The sequence below is a fragment of the Oceaniradius stylonematis genome, assembly GCF_965223445.1.
GTDB classification, from domain to species: Bacteria; Pseudomonadota; Alphaproteobacteria; order Rhizobiales; family Rhizobiaceae; genus Roseitalea; species Roseitalea stylonematis.
The window spans coordinates 3,241,764-3,257,704 of sequence record NZ_OZ244994.1 but is presented as its reverse complement, the minus strand read 5'-3'; the positions used below and the strand labels follow the sequence as shown (position 1 = coordinate 3,257,704).

At 64.7% G+C, this 15,941-nt stretch carries 18 protein-coding genes; 6 read left to right on the top strand and 12 right to left on the bottom strand.

What is annotated here, in order from left to right:
* Positions 1 to 18: 18 nt before the first annotated feature.
* The 5 genes from ACOQOU_RS16050 to ACOQOU_RS16030 all read right to left on the bottom strand — a co-directional run bounded on the left by ACOQOU_RS16050 (position 19) and on the right by ACOQOU_RS16030 (position 4,994).
* Positions 19 to 645: a riboflavin synthase gene (locus ACOQOU_RS16050; RefSeq protein ID WP_109765942.1), complete on the bottom strand. Its 627-nt coding sequence runs from the start codon at positions 643 to 645 to the stop codon at positions 19 to 21.
* A complete protein-coding gene (gene ribD, locus ACOQOU_RS16045; protein ID WP_306024694.1) occupies positions 645 to 1,751 on the bottom strand; it encodes a bifunctional diaminohydroxyphosphoribosylaminopyrimidine deaminase/5-amino-6-(5-phosphoribosylamino)uracil reductase RibD in 1,107 nt (368 codons plus the stop codon). Before ribD ends, ACOQOU_RS16050 begins: the two co-directional genes overlap by 1 nt.
* On the bottom strand, positions 1,738 to 2,220 hold the full coding sequence (gene nrdR / locus ACOQOU_RS16040; RefSeq protein ID WP_109765940.1) for a transcriptional regulator NrdR: 483 nt from the start codon (positions 2,218 to 2,220) through the stop codon (positions 1,738 to 1,740). The genes ribD and nrdR overlap by 14 nt, the downstream gene beginning before the upstream one ends.
* A 13-nt stretch (positions 2,221 to 2,233) precedes the next feature.
* Positions 2,234 to 3,550, bottom strand: coding sequence for a serine hydroxymethyltransferase (glyA, locus tag ACOQOU_RS16035; RefSeq protein ID WP_306024693.1), 1,317 nt, complete (start codon positions 3,548 to 3,550; stop codon positions 2,234 to 2,236).
* A 169-nt stretch (positions 3,551 to 3,719) separates the two neighbouring features.
* On the bottom strand, positions 3,720 to 4,994 hold the full coding sequence (locus tag ACOQOU_RS16030; protein WP_109765939.1) for a L,D-transpeptidase family protein: 1,275 nt from the start codon (positions 4,992 to 4,994) through the stop codon (positions 3,720 to 3,722).
* A 124-nt stretch (positions 4,995 to 5,118) separates the two neighbouring features.
* Between ACOQOU_RS16030 and ACOQOU_RS16025 the strand changes: the two genes are divergently transcribed.
* A complete protein-coding gene (locus ACOQOU_RS16025) occupies positions 5,119 to 5,934 on the top strand; it encodes a DUF1295 domain-containing protein (RefSeq protein WP_306024692.1) in 816 nt (271 codons plus the stop codon).
* A 72-nt stretch (positions 5,935 to 6,006) separates the two neighbouring features.
* Here the strand turns inward: ACOQOU_RS16025 and ldtR are convergent, their stop codons facing one another.
* Both ldtR and ACOQOU_RS16015 read right to left on the bottom strand, forming a co-directional pair.
* On the bottom strand, positions 6,007 to 6,519 hold the full coding sequence (gene ldtR, locus ACOQOU_RS16020) for a transcriptional regulator LdtR (protein ID WP_109765937.1): 513 nt from the start codon (positions 6,517 to 6,519) through the stop codon (positions 6,007 to 6,009).
* 188 nt (positions 6,520 to 6,707) lie between these two features.
* On the bottom strand, positions 6,708 to 7,139 hold the full coding sequence (locus tag ACOQOU_RS16015; RefSeq protein ID WP_306024691.1) for a DUF6163 family protein: 432 nt from the start codon (positions 7,137 to 7,139) through the stop codon (positions 6,708 to 6,710).
* Positions 7,140 to 7,261: 122 nt separating this feature from the next.
* Between ACOQOU_RS16015 and hemB the strand changes: the two genes are divergently transcribed.
* The 4 genes from hemB (at position 7,262) to ACOQOU_RS15995 (ending at position 10,580) form a co-directional block, all read left to right on the top strand.
* Positions 7,262 to 8,278, top strand: coding sequence for a porphobilinogen synthase (hemB, locus tag ACOQOU_RS16010; protein WP_306024690.1), 1,017 nt, complete (start codon positions 7,262 to 7,264; stop codon positions 8,276 to 8,278).
* A gap of 46 nt (positions 8,279 to 8,324) precedes the next feature.
* A complete protein-coding gene (locus tag ACOQOU_RS16005) occupies positions 8,325 to 8,810 on the top strand; it encodes an RDD family protein (RefSeq protein ID WP_109765934.1) in 486 nt (161 codons plus the stop codon).
* A 91-nt stretch (positions 8,811 to 8,901) separates the two neighbouring features.
* Entirely contained in the window at positions 8,902 to 9,651 is a 750-nt protein-coding gene (locus ACOQOU_RS16000; protein WP_109765933.1) for an arginyltransferase, read from the top strand.
* A gap of 41 nt (positions 9,652 to 9,692) precedes the next feature.
* Complete coding sequence (locus ACOQOU_RS15995) at positions 9,693 to 10,580, top strand: DMT family transporter (protein ID WP_306024689.1); 888 nt, start codon at positions 9,693 to 9,695, stop codon at positions 10,578 to 10,580.
* Here the strand turns inward: ACOQOU_RS15995 and ACOQOU_RS15990 are convergent.
* Genes ACOQOU_RS15990 through ACOQOU_RS15980 form a run of 3 tightly spaced genes read right to left on the bottom strand, consistent with a single transcriptional unit; the run spans position 10,556 to position 13,130 of the window.
* Positions 10,556 to 11,053, bottom strand: a complete 498-nt coding sequence (locus ACOQOU_RS15990) for a flavin reductase family protein (protein ID WP_109765932.1) — start codon at positions 11,051 to 11,053, stop codon at positions 10,556 to 10,558. The genes ACOQOU_RS15995 and ACOQOU_RS15990 overlap by 25 nt on opposite strands.
* A gap of 11 nt (positions 11,054 to 11,064) precedes the next feature.
* The gene (locus tag ACOQOU_RS15985; protein WP_109765931.1) at positions 11,065 to 11,973 is read right to left on the bottom strand and encodes an aldo/keto reductase; all 909 of its coding nucleotides are present in this window, start codon (positions 11,971 to 11,973) and stop codon (positions 11,065 to 11,067) included.
* Positions 11,973 to 13,130 (bottom strand): LLM class flavin-dependent oxidoreductase, encoded by a 1,158-nt coding sequence (locus ACOQOU_RS15980; protein ID WP_306024688.1) that lies wholly within the window; start codon positions 13,128 to 13,130, stop codon positions 11,973 to 11,975. Before ACOQOU_RS15980 ends, ACOQOU_RS15985 begins: the two co-directional genes overlap by 1 nt.
* Positions 13,131 to 13,283: 153 nt before the next feature.
* Here ACOQOU_RS15980 and ACOQOU_RS15975 point away from each other — a divergent pair, with 153 nt between their 5' ends.
* Positions 13,284 to 14,003 (top strand): GntR family transcriptional regulator, encoded by a 720-nt coding sequence (locus ACOQOU_RS15975; RefSeq protein ID WP_306024687.1) that lies wholly within the window; start codon positions 13,284 to 13,286, stop codon positions 14,001 to 14,003.
* Here the strand turns inward: ACOQOU_RS15975 and ACOQOU_RS15970 are convergent.
* On the bottom strand, positions 13,982 to 14,695 hold the full coding sequence (locus ACOQOU_RS15970) for a glutamine amidotransferase-related protein (protein ID WP_306024686.1): 714 nt from the start codon (positions 14,693 to 14,695) through the stop codon (positions 13,982 to 13,984). The genes ACOQOU_RS15975 and ACOQOU_RS15970 overlap by 22 nt on opposite strands.
* 94 nt (positions 14,696 to 14,789) lie before the next feature.
* Positions 14,790 to 15,809, bottom strand: coding sequence for a GH25 family lysozyme (locus ACOQOU_RS15965; RefSeq protein WP_109766160.1), 1,020 nt, complete (start codon positions 15,807 to 15,809; stop codon positions 14,790 to 14,792).
* Positions 15,810 to 15,941 lie beyond the last annotated feature (132 nt).

The window sequence follows — 15,941 nt, the reverse complement described above, 5'->3', positions numbered from 1 at the left end:
AGAGGTCAGGCCGGAGCCCTACGCCTCTTTTTCGGCAGCCGCAAGACGGTCGGCATAGTGCGCGACATAACGCGCGATCGGATCGATCTCGAGGTTGATCCGGTCGCCGGCACGGCTCTGGCCCCAGGTGGTGACGTCGAGCGAATGGCGGATCAGCAGGACGTCGAACCGGTTGGCGTCGACGCCATTGACGGTCAGCGACGTGCCGTCGAGCGCCACCGATCCCTTGGGCGCGATGAACTTCATAAGCGCCTCGGGCGCCTCGATGATGAAGCGCGTCGCATCGCCTTCGGGCCTGGTTTCGGCAATGGTCGCCATCGCATCGACATGACCCGACACCATGTGCCCGCCATATTCGTCGCCGGCCTTCAGCGCGCGCTCCAGATTGAGCCGTGTTCCTGTCGCCCAGGCGCCGGCCGTCGTCAGGCGCAGGGCCTCCTCCCAGGCCTCGACCTCGAACCAGCGGGCATTTGCGCCTTCTTCGGGGAGTGCGACCACGGTCAGGCAGACCCCCGAACAGGCGATCGACGCGCCGATGTCGATGGTCGCCGGCTCATAGGCCGTGGCGATGCGAAACCGCCGGCCCTCGGGCAAGTCGGTCACGGCGGCCACTTCGCCAATGTCGGTGACGATACCAGTGAACATCAGTCCTGGCGCTCCAGCAGCATGAACCGGTCGGGGCCATAGACCGCGCGGCGCCGGATCGCAAATCCGTCCGGCAGACGACCGCTCGAGAACGGGGCGGCAATGCCACCTTCGCCGACGACAACATTGCTTTCAAAAAGCGCGATGCGGTCGGCGAGCCCTTCGCGCAGGAAGGCGTCTGCAACCTCTGCCCCGCCCTCGACGAGGACGCTCGCGACACCGATCGCGGCAAGGTCTTCGAGCAGTTCGGGCAGCGCGATGCGGCTGTCGTGGCTTTCGCCGGCGATGATCCGAACGCCCTTTTCGACGAGGGCCCGCGCCCGTTCGGACTGCGGATGGAGGGTTGCGACATGGACCGGCGCCCGCCCCGCCGTTGCAACGAGACGCGATTCGACCGGCAGGCGGGCATGGCTGTCGAGCACGATGCGGCGGGGCGATCTGTCCTCGAGGCCTTCCAGCCGGCAGGTCAGCTCCGGATCGTCTTCAAGGACCGTCCCGATGCCGACGAGAATCGCGTCATGTTCGGCACGCATTATGTGCGACTGCGCCCGGGCGACCGGGCCGGTGATTGCGACCTGACCTGCGCCGTGCCGTCCGACCATGCCGTCGGCGGAGACGGCCAGTTTGAGGGTCACCTGTGCGCGCTTTTTCGACGACCGGGTCAGATAGGCGCCCAGCACGTCGCGCGCGCCGACCGGATCGCAATCGGCCAGAACCTCGATCCCAGCGGCGCGCAGGATGGCATAGCCTTTGCCCGCCACGCGGTCGTCGGGGTCCGAGACGGCGGCGATGACGCGCGTCACGCCGGCGGAGACGAGCGCCTCGGCGCAGGGCGGCGTGCGGCCATGATGAGCGCAGGGCTCGAGCGTGACATAGGCGGTGGCGCCGCGCGCCGCCGCACCCGCCTCGTCCAGCGCGATGGTCTCGGCATGGGGCCGCCCGCCAGGGGCCGTGATCCCGCGGCCGACGATGGCGCCGTCGTTGACGATCAGCGTGGCGACGGACGGGTTGGTTCCCGTTTGGCCCAGATGGCGCCGGGCAAGCCGCAACGCCGCATCGAGAAACCGGCGGTCATCCACCGTCAGGCTTTGGTCACTCGGCGGCATCGGGTTCGACATCGGCAATGGGGCCCGCGATCTCGCCCAGCAGATCCTTGAAGTCCTGCGGATCGCGGAAATCCTTGTAGACCGAGGCAAAGCGCACGAAGGCGACCTCGTCCATGCGCTTGAGCGCTTCCATCACCATCGTGCCGATCTCGTCGGCGTGGACGTCCTGCTCGCCGGAGCTTTCAAGCTGGCGCACGATGGCAGAGACGGCGCGCTCGACGCGTTCGGGGTCGACAGGCCGCTTGCGCAGCGCGACCTCGAAGGAGCGTGCCAGCTTGTCGCGGTCGAACGGAACCTTGCGGCCGTTCTTCTTGACGACGAACAGTTCGCGCAACTGGACCCGCTCGAAGGTGGTGAACCGGCCGCCGCAATCGGCGCAGACGCGGCGCCTGCGGATGACGGTGCCGTCCTCGGCGGGACGGCTGTCTTTGACGGCCGTGTTTTCGGTGTGACAGAACGGGCAGCGCAACGCGCTCGGCTCCTCAGTTCAGATGCGGGTAGATCGGAAAGCGCGCCGTCAGGGCGAGCACGTCTTCCTTGACGGCGCTCTCGATGCCGGAATTGTCGCCGTCTTCGCCGGCCTGCGCCAGGCCATCGACGATCCGCACGATCATCTGGCCGACCTGGCGGAATTCGGCCGGTCCGAAGCCGCGCGTGGTCGCCGCCGGCGTGCCGAGGCGAATGCCCGAGGTGATGGTCGGCTTTTGGGGATCGTTCGGAACACCGTTTTTGTTGCAGGTGATGAACGCCCGGCCGAGAGCGGCCTCTGCCGCCTTGCCGGTGACGCCCTTGGGCCGCAGGTCGACCAGCATCAAATGGGTGTCGGTGCCGCCGGAGACGATCTGCATGCCGCCCTCGATCACCGTCTGGGCCAAGACCTTGGCGTTTTCGGCCACCGCACTCATATAGCCCTGGAAATCGGGTTGCAGCGCCTCGCCGAAGGCCACGGCTTTTGCGGCGATCACGTGCATGAGCGGGCCGCCCTGAAGGCCGGGGAAGACGGCGGAATTGATCTTCTTGGCGATCGCCTCGTCATTGGTCAACACCATGCCGCCGCGCGGGCCGCGCAACGTCTTGTGCGTCGTCGTCGTCGCCACATGGGCATGCGGGAAGGGGCTGGGATGGATGCCCGCCGCGACCAGTCCCGCAAAATGGGCCATGTCGACCCAAAGATGCGCGCCGACCGAATCTGCGATTTCCCGGAACCGTGCGAAATCGATGATCCGCGAATAGGCCGAACCGCCGGCAATGATCAGGCGCGGCTTGTGCTCTTCGGCCAGTTTCGCCACCTGGTCATAATCGATCAGGCCGGTTTCCAGATCGAGGCCGTACTGGATCGCGTTGAACCATTTGCCCGACATGTTGGGCCGAGCGCCATGGGTCAGGTGACCGCCGGCATCGAGGCTCATGCCGAGGATCGTGTCGCCCGGCGCTGCCAGCGCGAGCATGACGGCCTGGTTGGCCTGGCTGCCGGAATTGGGCTGGACGTTGGCAAAGCCGCAGCCGAACAGTTCGGTCGCCCGCTCGATCGCCAGGTTTTCGGCGATATCGACATACTGACAGCCGCCATAGTAGCGGCGGCCCGGATAGCCCTCGGCATATTTGTTGGTCATCACCGAGCCCTGCGCTTCCAGCACGGCGCGGCTGACGATGTTTTCCGAGGCGATCAGTTCGATCTCCTGCTGCTGGCGGCGCAGTTCCTTGCCGATCGCATCGGCGATCCCGGCATCGCGGGCCGTCAGATCCTGGCTGAAAAAGGCATCGGCAAAGGCGGTGGCGGCGGCGCTGTCCTGCGACATGGGCGTGTCCTCGGCGTGGGTTTGGCTCCGAAAGCGGCGCAATACCATGGCGCCCCGCCCCTGTCATGTCCCGCACGGACATCGGCTGCCGTCATGTGAACAATTGCCGCGCCAATGAAAAAGGGGCCCGCGGGCCCCTCGATCGGTTTCGTGCTTCGGCTGCGCGCCGTCAGAGTGCGGTGGACGACAATTGCAGCGCGTCCACACCGTCGCGATTGTAGATGTCGTCGCGGAAATGGACGAGCCGGTCTTCGGACGCCCATGCCGAAATGTAGACGAAATAGACCGGCACCTGAACCTCGATCGGGATTTCGGTGTTCACACCCGATTCGACCACCTGTTCAAGCTGGCGGCGATCCCAGCCCGGCGTCGATTCCAGGAGCCACAGGGTCAGTTCCTGAATGTTGTGCACGCGCACGCAACCCGAGGATTCAAACCGCATGAACTTGCCGAACAGGCTCTGCTGCGGCGTGTCGTGCATGTAGACGGCATGCGGATTGTGGAAATTGATCTTGGTCGACGACATCGCGTTGATGAGGCCGGGATCCTGGCGGAAGCGCAGTTCCACGGCCTCTTCGGTCGACCAGTTGACCGCTTCCGGCGGCACCTCGTTGCCCTGACCGTCGAACAGGCGGATCTTGTTGCGCGTCAGATAGGTGGGGTCCTGACGCATCAGCGGAATGATATCCTTGCGGATGATCGACTTGGGTGCGGTCCAGTAGGGATTGAGGATGACCTCATGGATACGCGAGGACAGGATCGGCGTCTGCCGGTCGGTCTTGCCGACGATCGCCTTGTGGCGCAGTGCGACACGGTCGTTTTCGACCGCTTCGATCGAGGCCGCCGGAATGTTCACCATGACGTAGCGGTCGCCCAGATAGCCGGACATGGAACGCAGGCGCACCAGATTGGTCTCGAGCTGGCCGAGCCTGACCGGGGCACTCACATTGAGCGCGGCGAGCGTGTAATTGCCGACAACGCCGTCGGCGGTCATGCCATGGCGGGCCTGGAAGCGCTTGAGCGCGCCGTCAAGGAATGTATCGAACGTGGCGCTGTCGCCCGCATTGCGCGGCAGATCGCCGGACACGATCAGGCGCCGGCGCAGTTCGCGCACCGAATTGTCCTGAACGCCGACCTTCAGAGCTTTGGTCGCGTTGACGCGGGGCCAGCCGCCGGCGGCGACGATGCGCTGGTAGTCGCCGATCGCCCCTTCGACGTGGAATGCGGTTTCCTGGCTGAGGATCGGAACGCGCGTGTTGGCCACCCGGCTGACGCGTGTACCAGCCGCATCGAACTGGTCGTCCCAGTTGCCGCGTTCGGAAGACTGCAAAATCTCCATGATCGAGGACTGGGCGGCCGCAGCGCCCGCCGTTGCCGCCAATGCGCCAGCGGCGCCGGATGCGCGCAAAAATCCGCGCCTCGTCGTCGATTTAAATCCGTTCATGCCCAACCCGCGTAATTGTCTCTGTCGCCTCAAGGGTTCGCCTCGCGCCAGAGTTTTAGCCCCGCCCGCTTAACAAACAGGAAACCATGTAGGTCGGTTCCCTACAGTCTGAAAGGTCCATTCGATGGATGCCTCCCTGACCATAACGCTTGCAATAGGCTGTTTGGCTTTCACAGGAATATGGCTGATTAATGTCATGACCGAGGATGCCGGGGTCATCGACTATTACTGGGGACCGGGATTTTCCGTCATCGCGCTGGTGCATGCCGCCATGCACGGCGTCTCGACGTCCTATCAGTGGATCATTCTGGCTGCGGTCGTCATCTGGTCGGCGCGGCTGGCCGGTCACCTCGTCCACCGCCACCACGGCGCGGTACGCGAGGACGGGAGGTATCGCGCGATGCGCGAAAGCGGCGGGCCGAGCTGGTGGTGGGCCAGCCTGTTCAAGGTGTTCCTGCTGCAGGCGGTGCTGTTGTGGCTGATTGCCGCGCCGCTGCACGTGGCGTTTCGCGCCGGTGGCGCCGAAACAGTGTCCGCGGGGCTGTTCTGGGCCGGAATGGCGCTCTTTATGCTGGGATTCGTCGTCGAATGGATTGCAGATATCCAATTGGCGAGCGGCAAGAGGGCGCTTGGCGCGGCCGCACCGGAGACCGGCATCGTGCGGAACGGGCTGTGGAGCGTCAGCCGCCACCCCAACTATGTCGGCGAGATCATCCTGTGGTGGGGTCTCGGCATCGCCGCGTTCGCCGTGTCGGGCAGTCTCATTGCCCTTACCGGCCCGGCGATCCTGACGGCGGTGATGGCCGGCGTGTCCATGCCCCTGACCGAGCAGCACATGCTGCGCAGCCGACCGGGCTATGCGGCCTACATGGAACGGGTGCCGGCACTGATCGGCCGGCCGCGGCGCGCGCGCGGAAGGCAGAAACTGCCTGCCGAGTGATTTCGTTTCACAAGACGGCAAAGGCCGGGCACGAAACCCGGCCTTTTCCTTGCGCCCCGACAGTCTTGCGCCTCAAAGGCGGTAGAGGATCGTGTCGTTCCAGAAGCGGTCGAGGCGTTGCATGGCCCGGTTCATGCGGTTGAACTCGTCAGCATCGATGCCGCCCACCGCTTCGATCGAGACGATGTGACGTTCGTAAAGATCAGCGACCGCGTCGGCCACTTCGCGCCCCTTCTCGGTCAGCGAGATACGCACCGAGCGCTTGTCGGCCTTGGATTTCTTGTGGTGGATGAACCCGTCCTGCGCCAGTTTCTTGACGTTGTAGGACACGTTCGAGCCCAGATAGTAGCCGCGGGACCGCAGTTCGCCGGCCGTCAGTTCGCTGTCGCCAATGTTGAACAGCAAAATGGCCTGAACGGCGTTGATGTCGTCGCGGCCCGAACGGTCGAACTCGTCCTTGACGACATCCTGAAGACGCCGGTGCAGCCTTTCCACAAGCTGCAGCGTCTCATGATAAAGACGCCTGAGGGAATCGGCGTCCGATTCCACGCGCGGTTGGCCCACAATATTGGACTGGTTGATCATGACTGCCTCACAGGTTTGGTCGGCGATGTTTCCCGCCTTTGATGTGGGCAACCTACGCAATGCCGCTAAAATGCTCATTAATTTGGAGCGTTAACGCAGTGTTGCGGCGGCGCAAAACGGCTTTGTCCTTAACGGAGAGTCAAGTCGTGCGCTTGCTTTGGAGCGTTTCGGGACCGGGCCTGAACCCGTCAATGGGCGGCCAGACGCGCCGCCCGCCGTTCGATCAGCGTGGCTCCGGCCATCAGGATCAGAACGACAAGGCCGATCATGTTGATGCTGGCGATACCCGCGCGCCCGGAAAAGATGTCTGAAAGGAACATGTAGGCGCCGATCTCGGCGGTCGCCGCCAGAACCCACAACACCACACCCCAGCGCGTGGTCAGCCAAAGACCCAGCGCGGCGGCCGGCATCAGGACCGCCAGCGTCGTGAATACGATGCGTACGGGCAGCGCCAGGAGATCGAAACGCCAGGCGCCGTCCCCGGCGATCCCCGTCAGCCCGGCCCAGTAGACCAGGCCGGAGATCAGAGCGTAGAGCGCCAAAATGCGCAGGAAAAAGCCGAAGACGCGCTCGACCGCGCCCTTGCGCGGCTGCTGCAATCCCGTCTCGGCAATGACCATGGAGCGCCACCCGTTCGGCCCGACATCTGACGGACAATTGCCTAACGTAATGGTTTGCGAAAGGCAAAGCGGGTTGTAAACCGCGAACACGCCAGACGTCCAAACGGGGGAGTTGAACAGCGATGAGCGGAACCGGGCCCAAACGCAGCGTTGACGAGATCACCGGCGGCCGGCGCCTGCGCCGGATGCGCAAGGCCGACTGGGCGCGCCGGCTCGTTCGCGAGACCCGCCTTGGCGTCGACGATCTGATCTGGCCGATCTTCATCATGGAAGGCGAGGATACGGCCGAGGCCATCGGCGCCATGCCCGGTGTCGAACGGCTGACACTTGACCGTGCTGTCGCCGCCGCCGAAGAGGCGCACAAGCTGGGCATTCCGGCCATCGCGACCTTTGCCAACATCCCCATGGACCGCAAGGACCAGACCGGAAGCCACGCGCTGGATGCCAACAACATCATCAACCGCGTGACGGCGGCCATCAAGCAGGCGGTGCCCGGCATCGGCATCATCACCGATCCGGCGCTCGATCCGTTCACCGACCACGGCCATGACGGCGTGCTGCGCGACGACATCATCGTCAATGACGAGACCGTCGACATCATCGCCCGTGCGGCCGTCAAGCAGGCGGACGCCGGCGCCGATATTATCGCGCCCTCGGACATGATGGACGGACGGATCGGCGCGATCCGCGACGCGCTGGATGCGGCCGGGCATCAGGATGTGGCGATCATGTCCTATACGGCCAAGTTCGCCTCGGCCTGCTACGGACCCTATCGCGAGGCGATCGGCACGGGCGGACTGCTGAAGGGCGACAAGAAGACCTATTATGTGGATCCGGCCAATACGGACGAGGCACTGCGCGAAGCCGAGCAGGATCTTGTCGAGGGCGCCGACATGCTGATGGTCAAGCCCGCCCTGCCCTATCTGGACGTGTGCTGGCGGATCAAGACAGAGCTGCGTGCGCCCGTCTATGCCTACCAGGTTTCGGGCGAATACGCGATGATCGAGGCGGCCGCCGCCAATGGCTGGATCGACGGCGAACGGGTGATGATGGAAAAGCTCGCCGCCTTCAAGCGGGCCGGCTGCGACGGCATCCTGACCTATTTCGCGCCGCGGGTCGCCCGCATCTTGAACCGATGAAGGGCCATCGCTTGAAGCGGGCGATGCGCACCGCCATGTTAAGACCATGACACAGACGGATACGATCATTTCAACGGCTCCGGCCGGTTTCGACGATTGGCGGCTTTTCGAGGGCGTCCGGACGCGGCGTGTTCTGGCGTTCGCGGTCGATTATGCGCTGGTCATTCTGCTTGTGGCGCTCGCTGTGCCTGTGGTCGGACTTCTCGGCGTCGTCACGTTCGGCATCGCCTGGCTGCTCTATGCGGTCCTCGCCCCGCTGGTCGCCCTTTCCTACATCGCCTGGACGGTCGGCGGTCCCGAACAGGCCACGCTCGGCATGCGTATGGCCGGCATCCGGCTGGTGCGCTATGACGGCCAGCCGATCGACTGGATGACGGCGATCGTCCACGCGGTGCTGTTCTGGGCAGCCAATGTGATCCTGACGCCCTTTATCGTGCTGGTGGCCCTGTTCACCCGCCACAAGCGGCTGCTGCACGATCTGGCGCTCGGCACGACCGTGGTGCGCACGGAACGATTTCTGGCCGTTGCGTAGCGGCGGTTTTTTGGTAGCTTGAGCGGACGCGCCGCCGCGCCTCCGCGATCCGGCGCAACCGACGCGTTTTCGACAGCGGCTGTTGCGGGTGATGACGAAACACAGCGCCAAAGCGCCCCAGTTCTTTTTGACGTCGCCGGCGCCGTGCCCCTATCTGGACGGGCAGTTCGAGCGCAAGGTTTTCACCCATCTGGTGGGTGAAAAGGCCTCCGAAATGAACGATCTTCTGACGCTGGGCGGCTTCCGCCGCAGCCAGAACATCGCCTATCGTCCGGCCTGCGAAACGTGCCGCGCCTGCATCTCGGTGCGCATTCTGGCCGACGAGTTCCGGCCGACCCGCTCGATGCAGCGCATCAACCGGCGCAATCGCGATCTGATCGGCACCGAATACACCGCCGAACCATCCAGCGAGCAATATTCGCTGTTCCGCCGTTATCTCGATGCGCGCCATTCGGGCGGCGGCATGAGCGACATGACCGTGCTCGACTATGCGATGATGGTCGAGGACACGCATGTCAAATCGCGCGTCATCGAATATCGCAGGCGCGGCGCGGACAGTTTCGTCACCGGACAGGGCGAAGGGCCGCTGGTCGGCGTTGCCCTGTCGGACATGATGAGCGACGGCTATTCGATGGTCTATTCGTTCTTCGACCCGGACGAGGACCACCGGTCGCTCGGCACATGGATGATCCTCGACCATATCGAGCGGGCCCGAAAGCAGGGACTCGCCCATGTCTATCTGGGCTATTGGGTCGCCGGATCGCGGAAGATGGAATATAAGACGCGCTTTCTGCCCCAGGAGCACCTGACCGGCAATGGCTGGGAACGCCATGAGGGCTGACGCGGCTTGACACCTTGACGGGCTGCCGCGCAACTGGCCCGATGACCCGGCACGCCAAAGGATTGCTGCTGACCGCCATCGGCGGCGTCGCGCTGAGCTTCGACATTCCGATGATCAAGCTGGGCGGGGGCGACGCCTGGTCGGCGATGGCGGTGCGCGCGGGCAGTGCCTTCATCGCCGCGCTCCTGATCAAGCAGATCGCCCAATGGCTGACCGGCCGCACGATCACGCTGCTGCCGGGCCGTATAGGCGTGGTCATCGCGGCGCTCTACGGGCTGACCGTCGTCGCCTTCGTGATCGCGGTCAAGAACACGAGCGCGGCCAATGTCGCCTTCATCATCGCGTTCACGCCGGCGTTCACCGCAATGACGGCGTGGACGTTCCTGGGCGAACGGCCGTCGCGCGCGACGCTTCTGACGATCGCGGTCATGGTCCTGGCGGTGGGCATCATCGTCTCGGACGGTTTGCAGGCCGGCAGCCTTTTCGGCGATGCGTGCGCGATGGCCGCCGCGCTGCTCATCGCCGCCGTGATCACGCTGTCGCGCGCCGCCAAGGCCGATGTCGGCTTTGCGCCGATGATCGGCGGCATCGTGCCGACGGTCCTGGGACTGGCGGTGCTCGGCTGGCTCGGCGAGCCGGTGCGCGTCGACAATGCGGCCTGGCATGTCTTCAACGGCATGGTGCTGCTGCCGATCGCCTATTGGTGCCTGGCGACGGGGCCGAGATACATCTCCGCGCCCGAGGTGAGCATGTTCTATCTGCTCGAAACCGTGCTGGCGCCGGTCTGGGTCTGGCTGATCTTCTCCGAAGCGCCGCGCCCGGCCGTGCTGATCGGCGGCGCCCTTCTGATCGGAGCGCTGGGCGCGCATGCGCTGTGGCAATTGCGGGTCCATGGACGGCGGGTTCAGCCGTCGGCGAAGTCACCGTGAACATAAAGCAGCGGCGCGTCCGGCGCGGCTGCAAATGACAGCACCCGGCCGACCAGAACATCGTGATCGCCGGCGCTCAATACGTGCTCGATTGCGCAGTCGAACCAGGCAATGGCATCGGCAATGCGCGGCCGGCCGCTCGGCAGCCTTTCCGAGCCGACACCATCGAACCGTTCCTGCGGAAGCCCGCGGGTGAAGCGCTCGGCAAGGTCGCGCTGCCCGGCGCCGAGCACCGAGATCGTGTAGCCGCCGCTTTCCAGGAACGCCGCGCGGCTGGCGCTCTGCTTCCTGATCGACCAGAGCACCATCGCCGGATCGAGCGAGACCGTGTTGAACGAGTTGCACGTCATGCCGTGGTCGGCGCCTTCGTGGTGGGTCGCGGCAATGGTGACGCCGGTGGCGAAACAGCCCATCGCCCGCTTGAGCTCGGCCGTCTCGAGCGCGGTCAGGTTGAGGTGGGCATCGGCGTTCATCGGCTTTCCTCTCAAGGGACTTCCTTGCCCTGCGCCAGGGTCCACAGCTCGAACCAGGTTTCGCGATCGAGCGTGACCTTGAGCGCATCGGCAATGTTGGCGATGCGCTTGAGCGAATTCGTGCCCACGACCGGCATGATCCGCGCTGGATGCGCCATCAGCCAGGCCAGCGCCACGGCCTCGGCCGCAACGCCGAAATCGGCGCCGATTGCGGTCAGCCGCGGCATGGTGCGCTTGCCCACCTCGCTGCCGGGCATGAACAATGCGCCGCCGCCCAGAGGCGACCAGGCCATCAGCGGCATTCCATCCATCTGTGCCTTGGCGACCTGCCCGTCGGTGAAAGCGGACGGGTTCAGCAGACTGATCTCGATCTGGTTGGTCAGAAGCGGGTGCTTCATGGCCGATTGCAGCAGGTCGATGTCCCACGGCATGAAGTTCGAAACACCGACGCCGCGCACCTTGCCCTCGTCCACCAGCGCATCGAGCGCGGCGCCCGTCTCGTGATGGTCCATCAGCGGGTCGGGCCGGTGTATCAGCAACATGTCGATGACATCGACGCCGATCCTGGCAAGGGAATTGTCGACCGAATCGCGGATGTGGGCGGCGGAGGTGTCATAGTGCTTGACCCGGCGGCGCGGAAACTTGCCCGGCGACATCAGCATGATGTCGCATTTGGTGACGATCTGCATCTTTTGCTTGAGCGAAGTGTGGCCATGCAGGGCGCGCCCGAAGATGGCCTCACATTCATAGTCGCCGTAGATGTCGGCATGATCGAAGGTGGTGATGCCCTGATCGAGACACGCCTCGACCTTTTCGACGACATGGCTCAGCGACTGGTCATGATCGCCGGCCAATCTCCAGACACCGTAGATGAGCCGGCTCATTGGCGGCACGCCATGGCCGAATTCGATGGTCTCCATCAGCGTCTTTCTCCAACCCCCAGCGGCGTGGCGGGTGTTTGCTCGGGCACGCGCCCGTAAACATGGGGCAGCGAGCAGGTTTGCAAGTGCGGCAAGACCTTCTGCCCGAAATTGACGCACTCATCCAGATGCGGATAGCCGGAAAAGATGAAGGCGCGGATGCCCATCTTGCGGTAGCGCTCTATCTTCTCCATCACCTGGTCGGCCGAACCGACAAGCGCTGCGCCGCAGCCCGACCGGGCACGTCCGATCCCGGTCCACAGATGCGGCTCGACGAAGCCGAACTCATCGGCATTGTCGCGATTGGCGGCCTGCAGCGACACGCCGTAGGTCTTGGCATCCAGCGCGCGCCCCCGAATCTCGTCGCCCTTGCCGTCATCGAGGCGCGAGACGAGTTCGTCGGCATAATCGCGTGCTTCGGCCTCCGTGTCGCGCACGATCACATGCACGCGCAGGCCGTAATCGAGCACCCTGCCATGGGCCTCGGCGCGCGCATGGACGGTCTTCATGCGCTCGGCGAGCAGTTCCTCGGGCTCGGGCCACATCAGATAGACATCGCAATGGTGGCCGCACAATTCGACCGCATCGGGCGAATAGCCGCCGAAATACAAAAGCGGGCCGCCATTTTGCTGGTAGGGACGCACCGGATCGGTGTTCAGACCCTTGAGCCGGTAGATCTCGCCCTCATAGTCGATCTCGTCGCGGGTCCAGGCCTGCCGCAGGATTTCGACGACTTCGGTGGAGCGGCGATAGCGCAGTTCGCTCGATGCCTCCTCGCCCGGCTGGTTGGACGAGATGACATTCAGCGTCAGCCGGCCCTTCATGACATGGTCGACGGTCGCCACCGCGCGCGCCAGCATCGCCGGATGCACCTCGCCGCAGCGGATCGCCGCCAGCATGTTGATGTTCTCTGTCAGCGGCGCCATCGCCGAGACGAAGCTCCACGTGTCCTGGCCGACCTGATAGGAGGACGGGCACAAAATGTTGCGATAGCCCAGCTCATCCGCGGCGCGCACGATCTCGCTTGTGTGGTCGAACGATGAGCGCAACTCGCCGTCCGGCACCCCCAGAAAACGATAATCGTCCGAACAGATGGGTGCGAACCAGGCGACTTCGGCCGCATCCAGATCGGCGCTCTTTACCGGCACGACGGTCATTGACGATTGCTCCCGACTGACAGTTTCGACCGCATGAGCGGCACATTTCAAAGACAGCTAGCATCCGCGTATATATGTATCAATAGTGAATGAATTGAAGCGGTGACAGCGCTTTTTCAACAGCCTATGGTCGCCGCCAGGGGGGACGCTCAAGTGGCGGAAAAACCGGTCCGGGGCGGCGCGCTACCGCTCTACATCCAGATTTCCGAACTGCTGACCCGCGAGATCGCCGCCGGCATCTGGCCCGACGGGACCCGGCTGCCCACGGAGATCGAACTTGCGGGTAGCCTGGGCGTGGCGGTGGGCACGTTGCGCAAGGCGCTGGCGGAACTCGAAGCCCGCGGACTTCTGGAGCGCCGGCAGGGTTCGGGGACCTATGTGCGGGCCAAGGCCAAAACCGGCGCGATCTACGAATTCTTCCATCTGGAACTGAAGGACGGCGCCGGCTTGCCGACGGCGCGCATCCTGTCGCTCGACAAGATGCCGCATCCGGATTTCGCGCCGCGGCTCGGCGACAGCGCATCGACCGCGGCCTGGCGCGTCCGACGGCTGCGTTTTCTCGGCGAGACACCGGCGGCGCTGGAGGAGATCTGGTTCGATGCGCGCCATGCGGCGAACCTCGATGTCGAGTCAATCAACGAGTCGATGCATCTGTTCTACCGGCAGAATCTGGGTTTCTGGATCGCCCGCGTCGAAGACCGGGTGTCCGTTGCCTCCTGCCCGGACTTCGCGCCGCCGGACAGTCCGTTCCGGCAAGGAGCGCAGCTCGGCCATGTCGAGCGCATTTCATGGGGCAATGCCGGCACGATCGAGGAATATTCGCGCAACTGGTTCGACCCGGACACGGTGGCCTATGTGGCCAGGTGGGTTTGAAACCACCGGTCCAGAAAATCGAAGTACCAAGCCTTGAGCACCGCATCGTGGCGAGCGAACCCGGCATCCTGTTCACTCTTGGACTGCGTTCCCGACCGGCCGATGAGGCCGGCGAACTCGGTTTGCCATTGATCGAGGATCGTCCGCGTCACTTCGGGGTGGAACTGGAACCCGATCGTCGTGTCGCCGGTGCGAAACGCTTGGTTCGGTGTCAGCGCCGGGTTGCCATGGGAAAGCATCGTCGCGCCGGGCGGCACGGTCCAACCCTGCTGATTGCCGCTGAGCGCCATCAGCGGCCCGTCAAAGATGTCGCGGCCCGCCGACGTCACGTCCAGCGGGTAGAAGCCCATCGCCATGCGCCCCTCGGGGTTGAAATCGACCGATGCGCCCAGAACATGGGCGATCAGTTGCGAGCCCAGGCAAACGCCGACCAACGGCACCGACTTTGCCATCGCCTGCTCGATCAGGGCGCATTCCGCCGAAAGGTACGGATAGACAGCGAGGTCAGTGACCATTTGCGGGCCGCCCATGATCATCACGCCGGCCTCGTCGCCGGTCAGAACCGGCAGCGTCTCGCCACGCCATGGCTCGACCACGCGCACATCGTGACCGTGGGCGATCAGGTGCCGCCGCCCCGCATCAGGCTCCGCCACGGCCCAGTGCTCGATCACATAGAGAGGTCTTGCAGGCAAGCGAACAGTTCCATCATTGGCTGAACGCTGCGTTGCAGCCAAGCGGCGCTTTCGTCAACGGGATTCGGTTGACGGCCACCTCATCGCCGATGCCTCAACGGGACAGGTTCTGTGCCAGCCAGCTGTGCCAGCCCTCTTCGGTGCCGTTGAAGACGTTCAGATCGATCTGCGTTTCGACGCCGCGGCGCGCCGTGCCGGTTCCCGAATATTGCCAGAAGGCAAAGCCCCGGTTCGGATAACGTTCGCGGGGATGGGCGGCGACCGAGCGCAGCCAGAACGCATGGTCCTTGAACTGACCGCGCAGATTGTCCTCGTAGAAGTCGGGCGTCGTGTAGATGATCGGCTTCTGCCCGTAATGGGCTTCGATGCGTTCGGAGAAGACCCGCATCTTGGCGAGCACGGTCGAGCGCGGGGGCTTGCGCGGACAGGAGCGCTTGTTGCCGTACCATTCCACATCGAGAACCGGCGGCAGCGCACCGGGCTGTTTGGGCACATGGCGGATGAACCAGTCGGCCTGTTCGGCAGCCGAGCGGCACCAGAAAAAGAAATGGTAGGCGCCGGTCGGAATGCCGGCGGCGCGGGCCGCGTCCCAGTTGCGGCGGAACAGCCGGTCGACATGCTTGCCGCCCTCCGTCGCCTTGATGAAGGCGAAGTTGGCGCCCTGGGTGCGCAGGGCCGGCCAGTCGATCTCCTGCTGCCAGTGCGAGACATCGACGCCATGAACAGCGAATTTGTCGGGCGAGGCGCGGCCGAAATTGACCGGCTTGGCATCGCCGAACCGGGGCGCATATATGCGGCGCCGGTTTTCCGGACGTGCGGCGGGTCCGGCCGGGTTTTCGGGACGCGCAAGCGCCACGTCGACCGGTGCAGGCGTCACGCGCGCTTCATCAGCCGCCTCGAAGGCCGGTTCGGAGACCGCAACCGCCGACGGTGCCAAGGCGGTGGCGGACGGGACCGTTGCGCCAGGGACCGGCGCGCGCGGCGTGATCGAACTCGTCACTTCGCCCGAGGGGCCGGCAAGCTCCAGCGCATCGACGCCCGAGGAGGCCGAACAGCCGGACAGGACCAGAGCGGACAGCACACAAAGACCAGCCGCGACGACAAGACCACGCATGAATGAACACCGGGGTTCGAGGAAAACGACAGCGCGCGCGGCGCGCCGGCCCGCGACGTTAACGGTCAATTACTGCGAAAGAGAAAATTGGATTGGTTAACGGCAGGGGCGCCGCCGAAACTTCCGTCGCGA

Bases quoted from the DNA above. Each gene is read 5' to 3' on its own strand.
- ACOQOU_RS16050 (WP_109765942.1), bottom strand. From the start codon at position 645: ATGTTCACTGGTATCGTCACCGACATTGGCGAAGTGGCCGCCGTGACC.
- ribD (WP_306024694.1), bottom strand. From the start codon at position 1,751: ATGCCGCCGAGTGACCAAAGCCTGACGGTGGATGACCGCCGGTTTCTC.
- glyA (WP_306024693.1), bottom strand. From the start codon at position 3,550: ATGTCGCAGGACAGCGCCGCCGCCACCGCCTTTGCCGATGCCTTTTTC.
- ACOQOU_RS16030 (WP_109765939.1), bottom strand. From the start codon at position 4,994: ATGAACGGATTTAAATCGACGACGAGGCGCGGATTTTTGCGCGCATCC.
- ACOQOU_RS16025 (WP_306024692.1), top strand. From the start codon at position 5,119: ATGGATGCCTCCCTGACCATAACGCTTGCAATAGGCTGTTTGGCTTTC.
- ldtR (WP_109765937.1), bottom strand. From the start codon at position 6,519: ATGATCAACCAGTCCAATATTGTGGGCCAACCGCGCGTGGAATCGGAC.
- ACOQOU_RS16015 (WP_306024691.1), bottom strand. From the start codon at position 7,139: ATGGTCATTGCCGAGACGGGATTGCAGCAGCCGCGCAAGGGCGCGGTC.
- hemB (WP_306024690.1), top strand. From the start codon at position 7,262: ATGAGCGGAACCGGGCCCAAACGCAGCGTTGACGAGATCACCGGCGGC.
- ACOQOU_RS16005 (WP_109765934.1), top strand. From the start codon at position 8,325: ATGACACAGACGGATACGATCATTTCAACGGCTCCGGCCGGTTTCGAC.
- ACOQOU_RS16000 (WP_109765933.1), top strand. From the start codon at position 8,902: ATGACGAAACACAGCGCCAAAGCGCCCCAGTTCTTTTTGACGTCGCCG.
- ACOQOU_RS15995 (WP_306024689.1), top strand. From the start codon at position 9,693: ATGACCCGGCACGCCAAAGGATTGCTGCTGACCGCCATCGGCGGCGTC.
- ACOQOU_RS15990 (WP_109765932.1), bottom strand. From the start codon at position 11,053: ATGAACGCCGATGCCCACCTCAACCTGACCGCGCTCGAGACGGCCGAG.
- ACOQOU_RS15985 (WP_109765931.1), bottom strand. From the start codon at position 11,973: ATGGAGACCATCGAATTCGGCCATGGCGTGCCGCCAATGAGCCGGCTC.
- ACOQOU_RS15980 (WP_306024688.1), bottom strand. From the start codon at position 13,130: ATGACCGTCGTGCCGGTAAAGAGCGCCGATCTGGATGCGGCCGAAGTC.
- ACOQOU_RS15965 (WP_109766160.1), bottom strand. From the start codon at position 15,809: ATGCGTGGTCTTGTCGTCGCGGCTGGTCTTTGTGTGCTGTCCGCTCTG.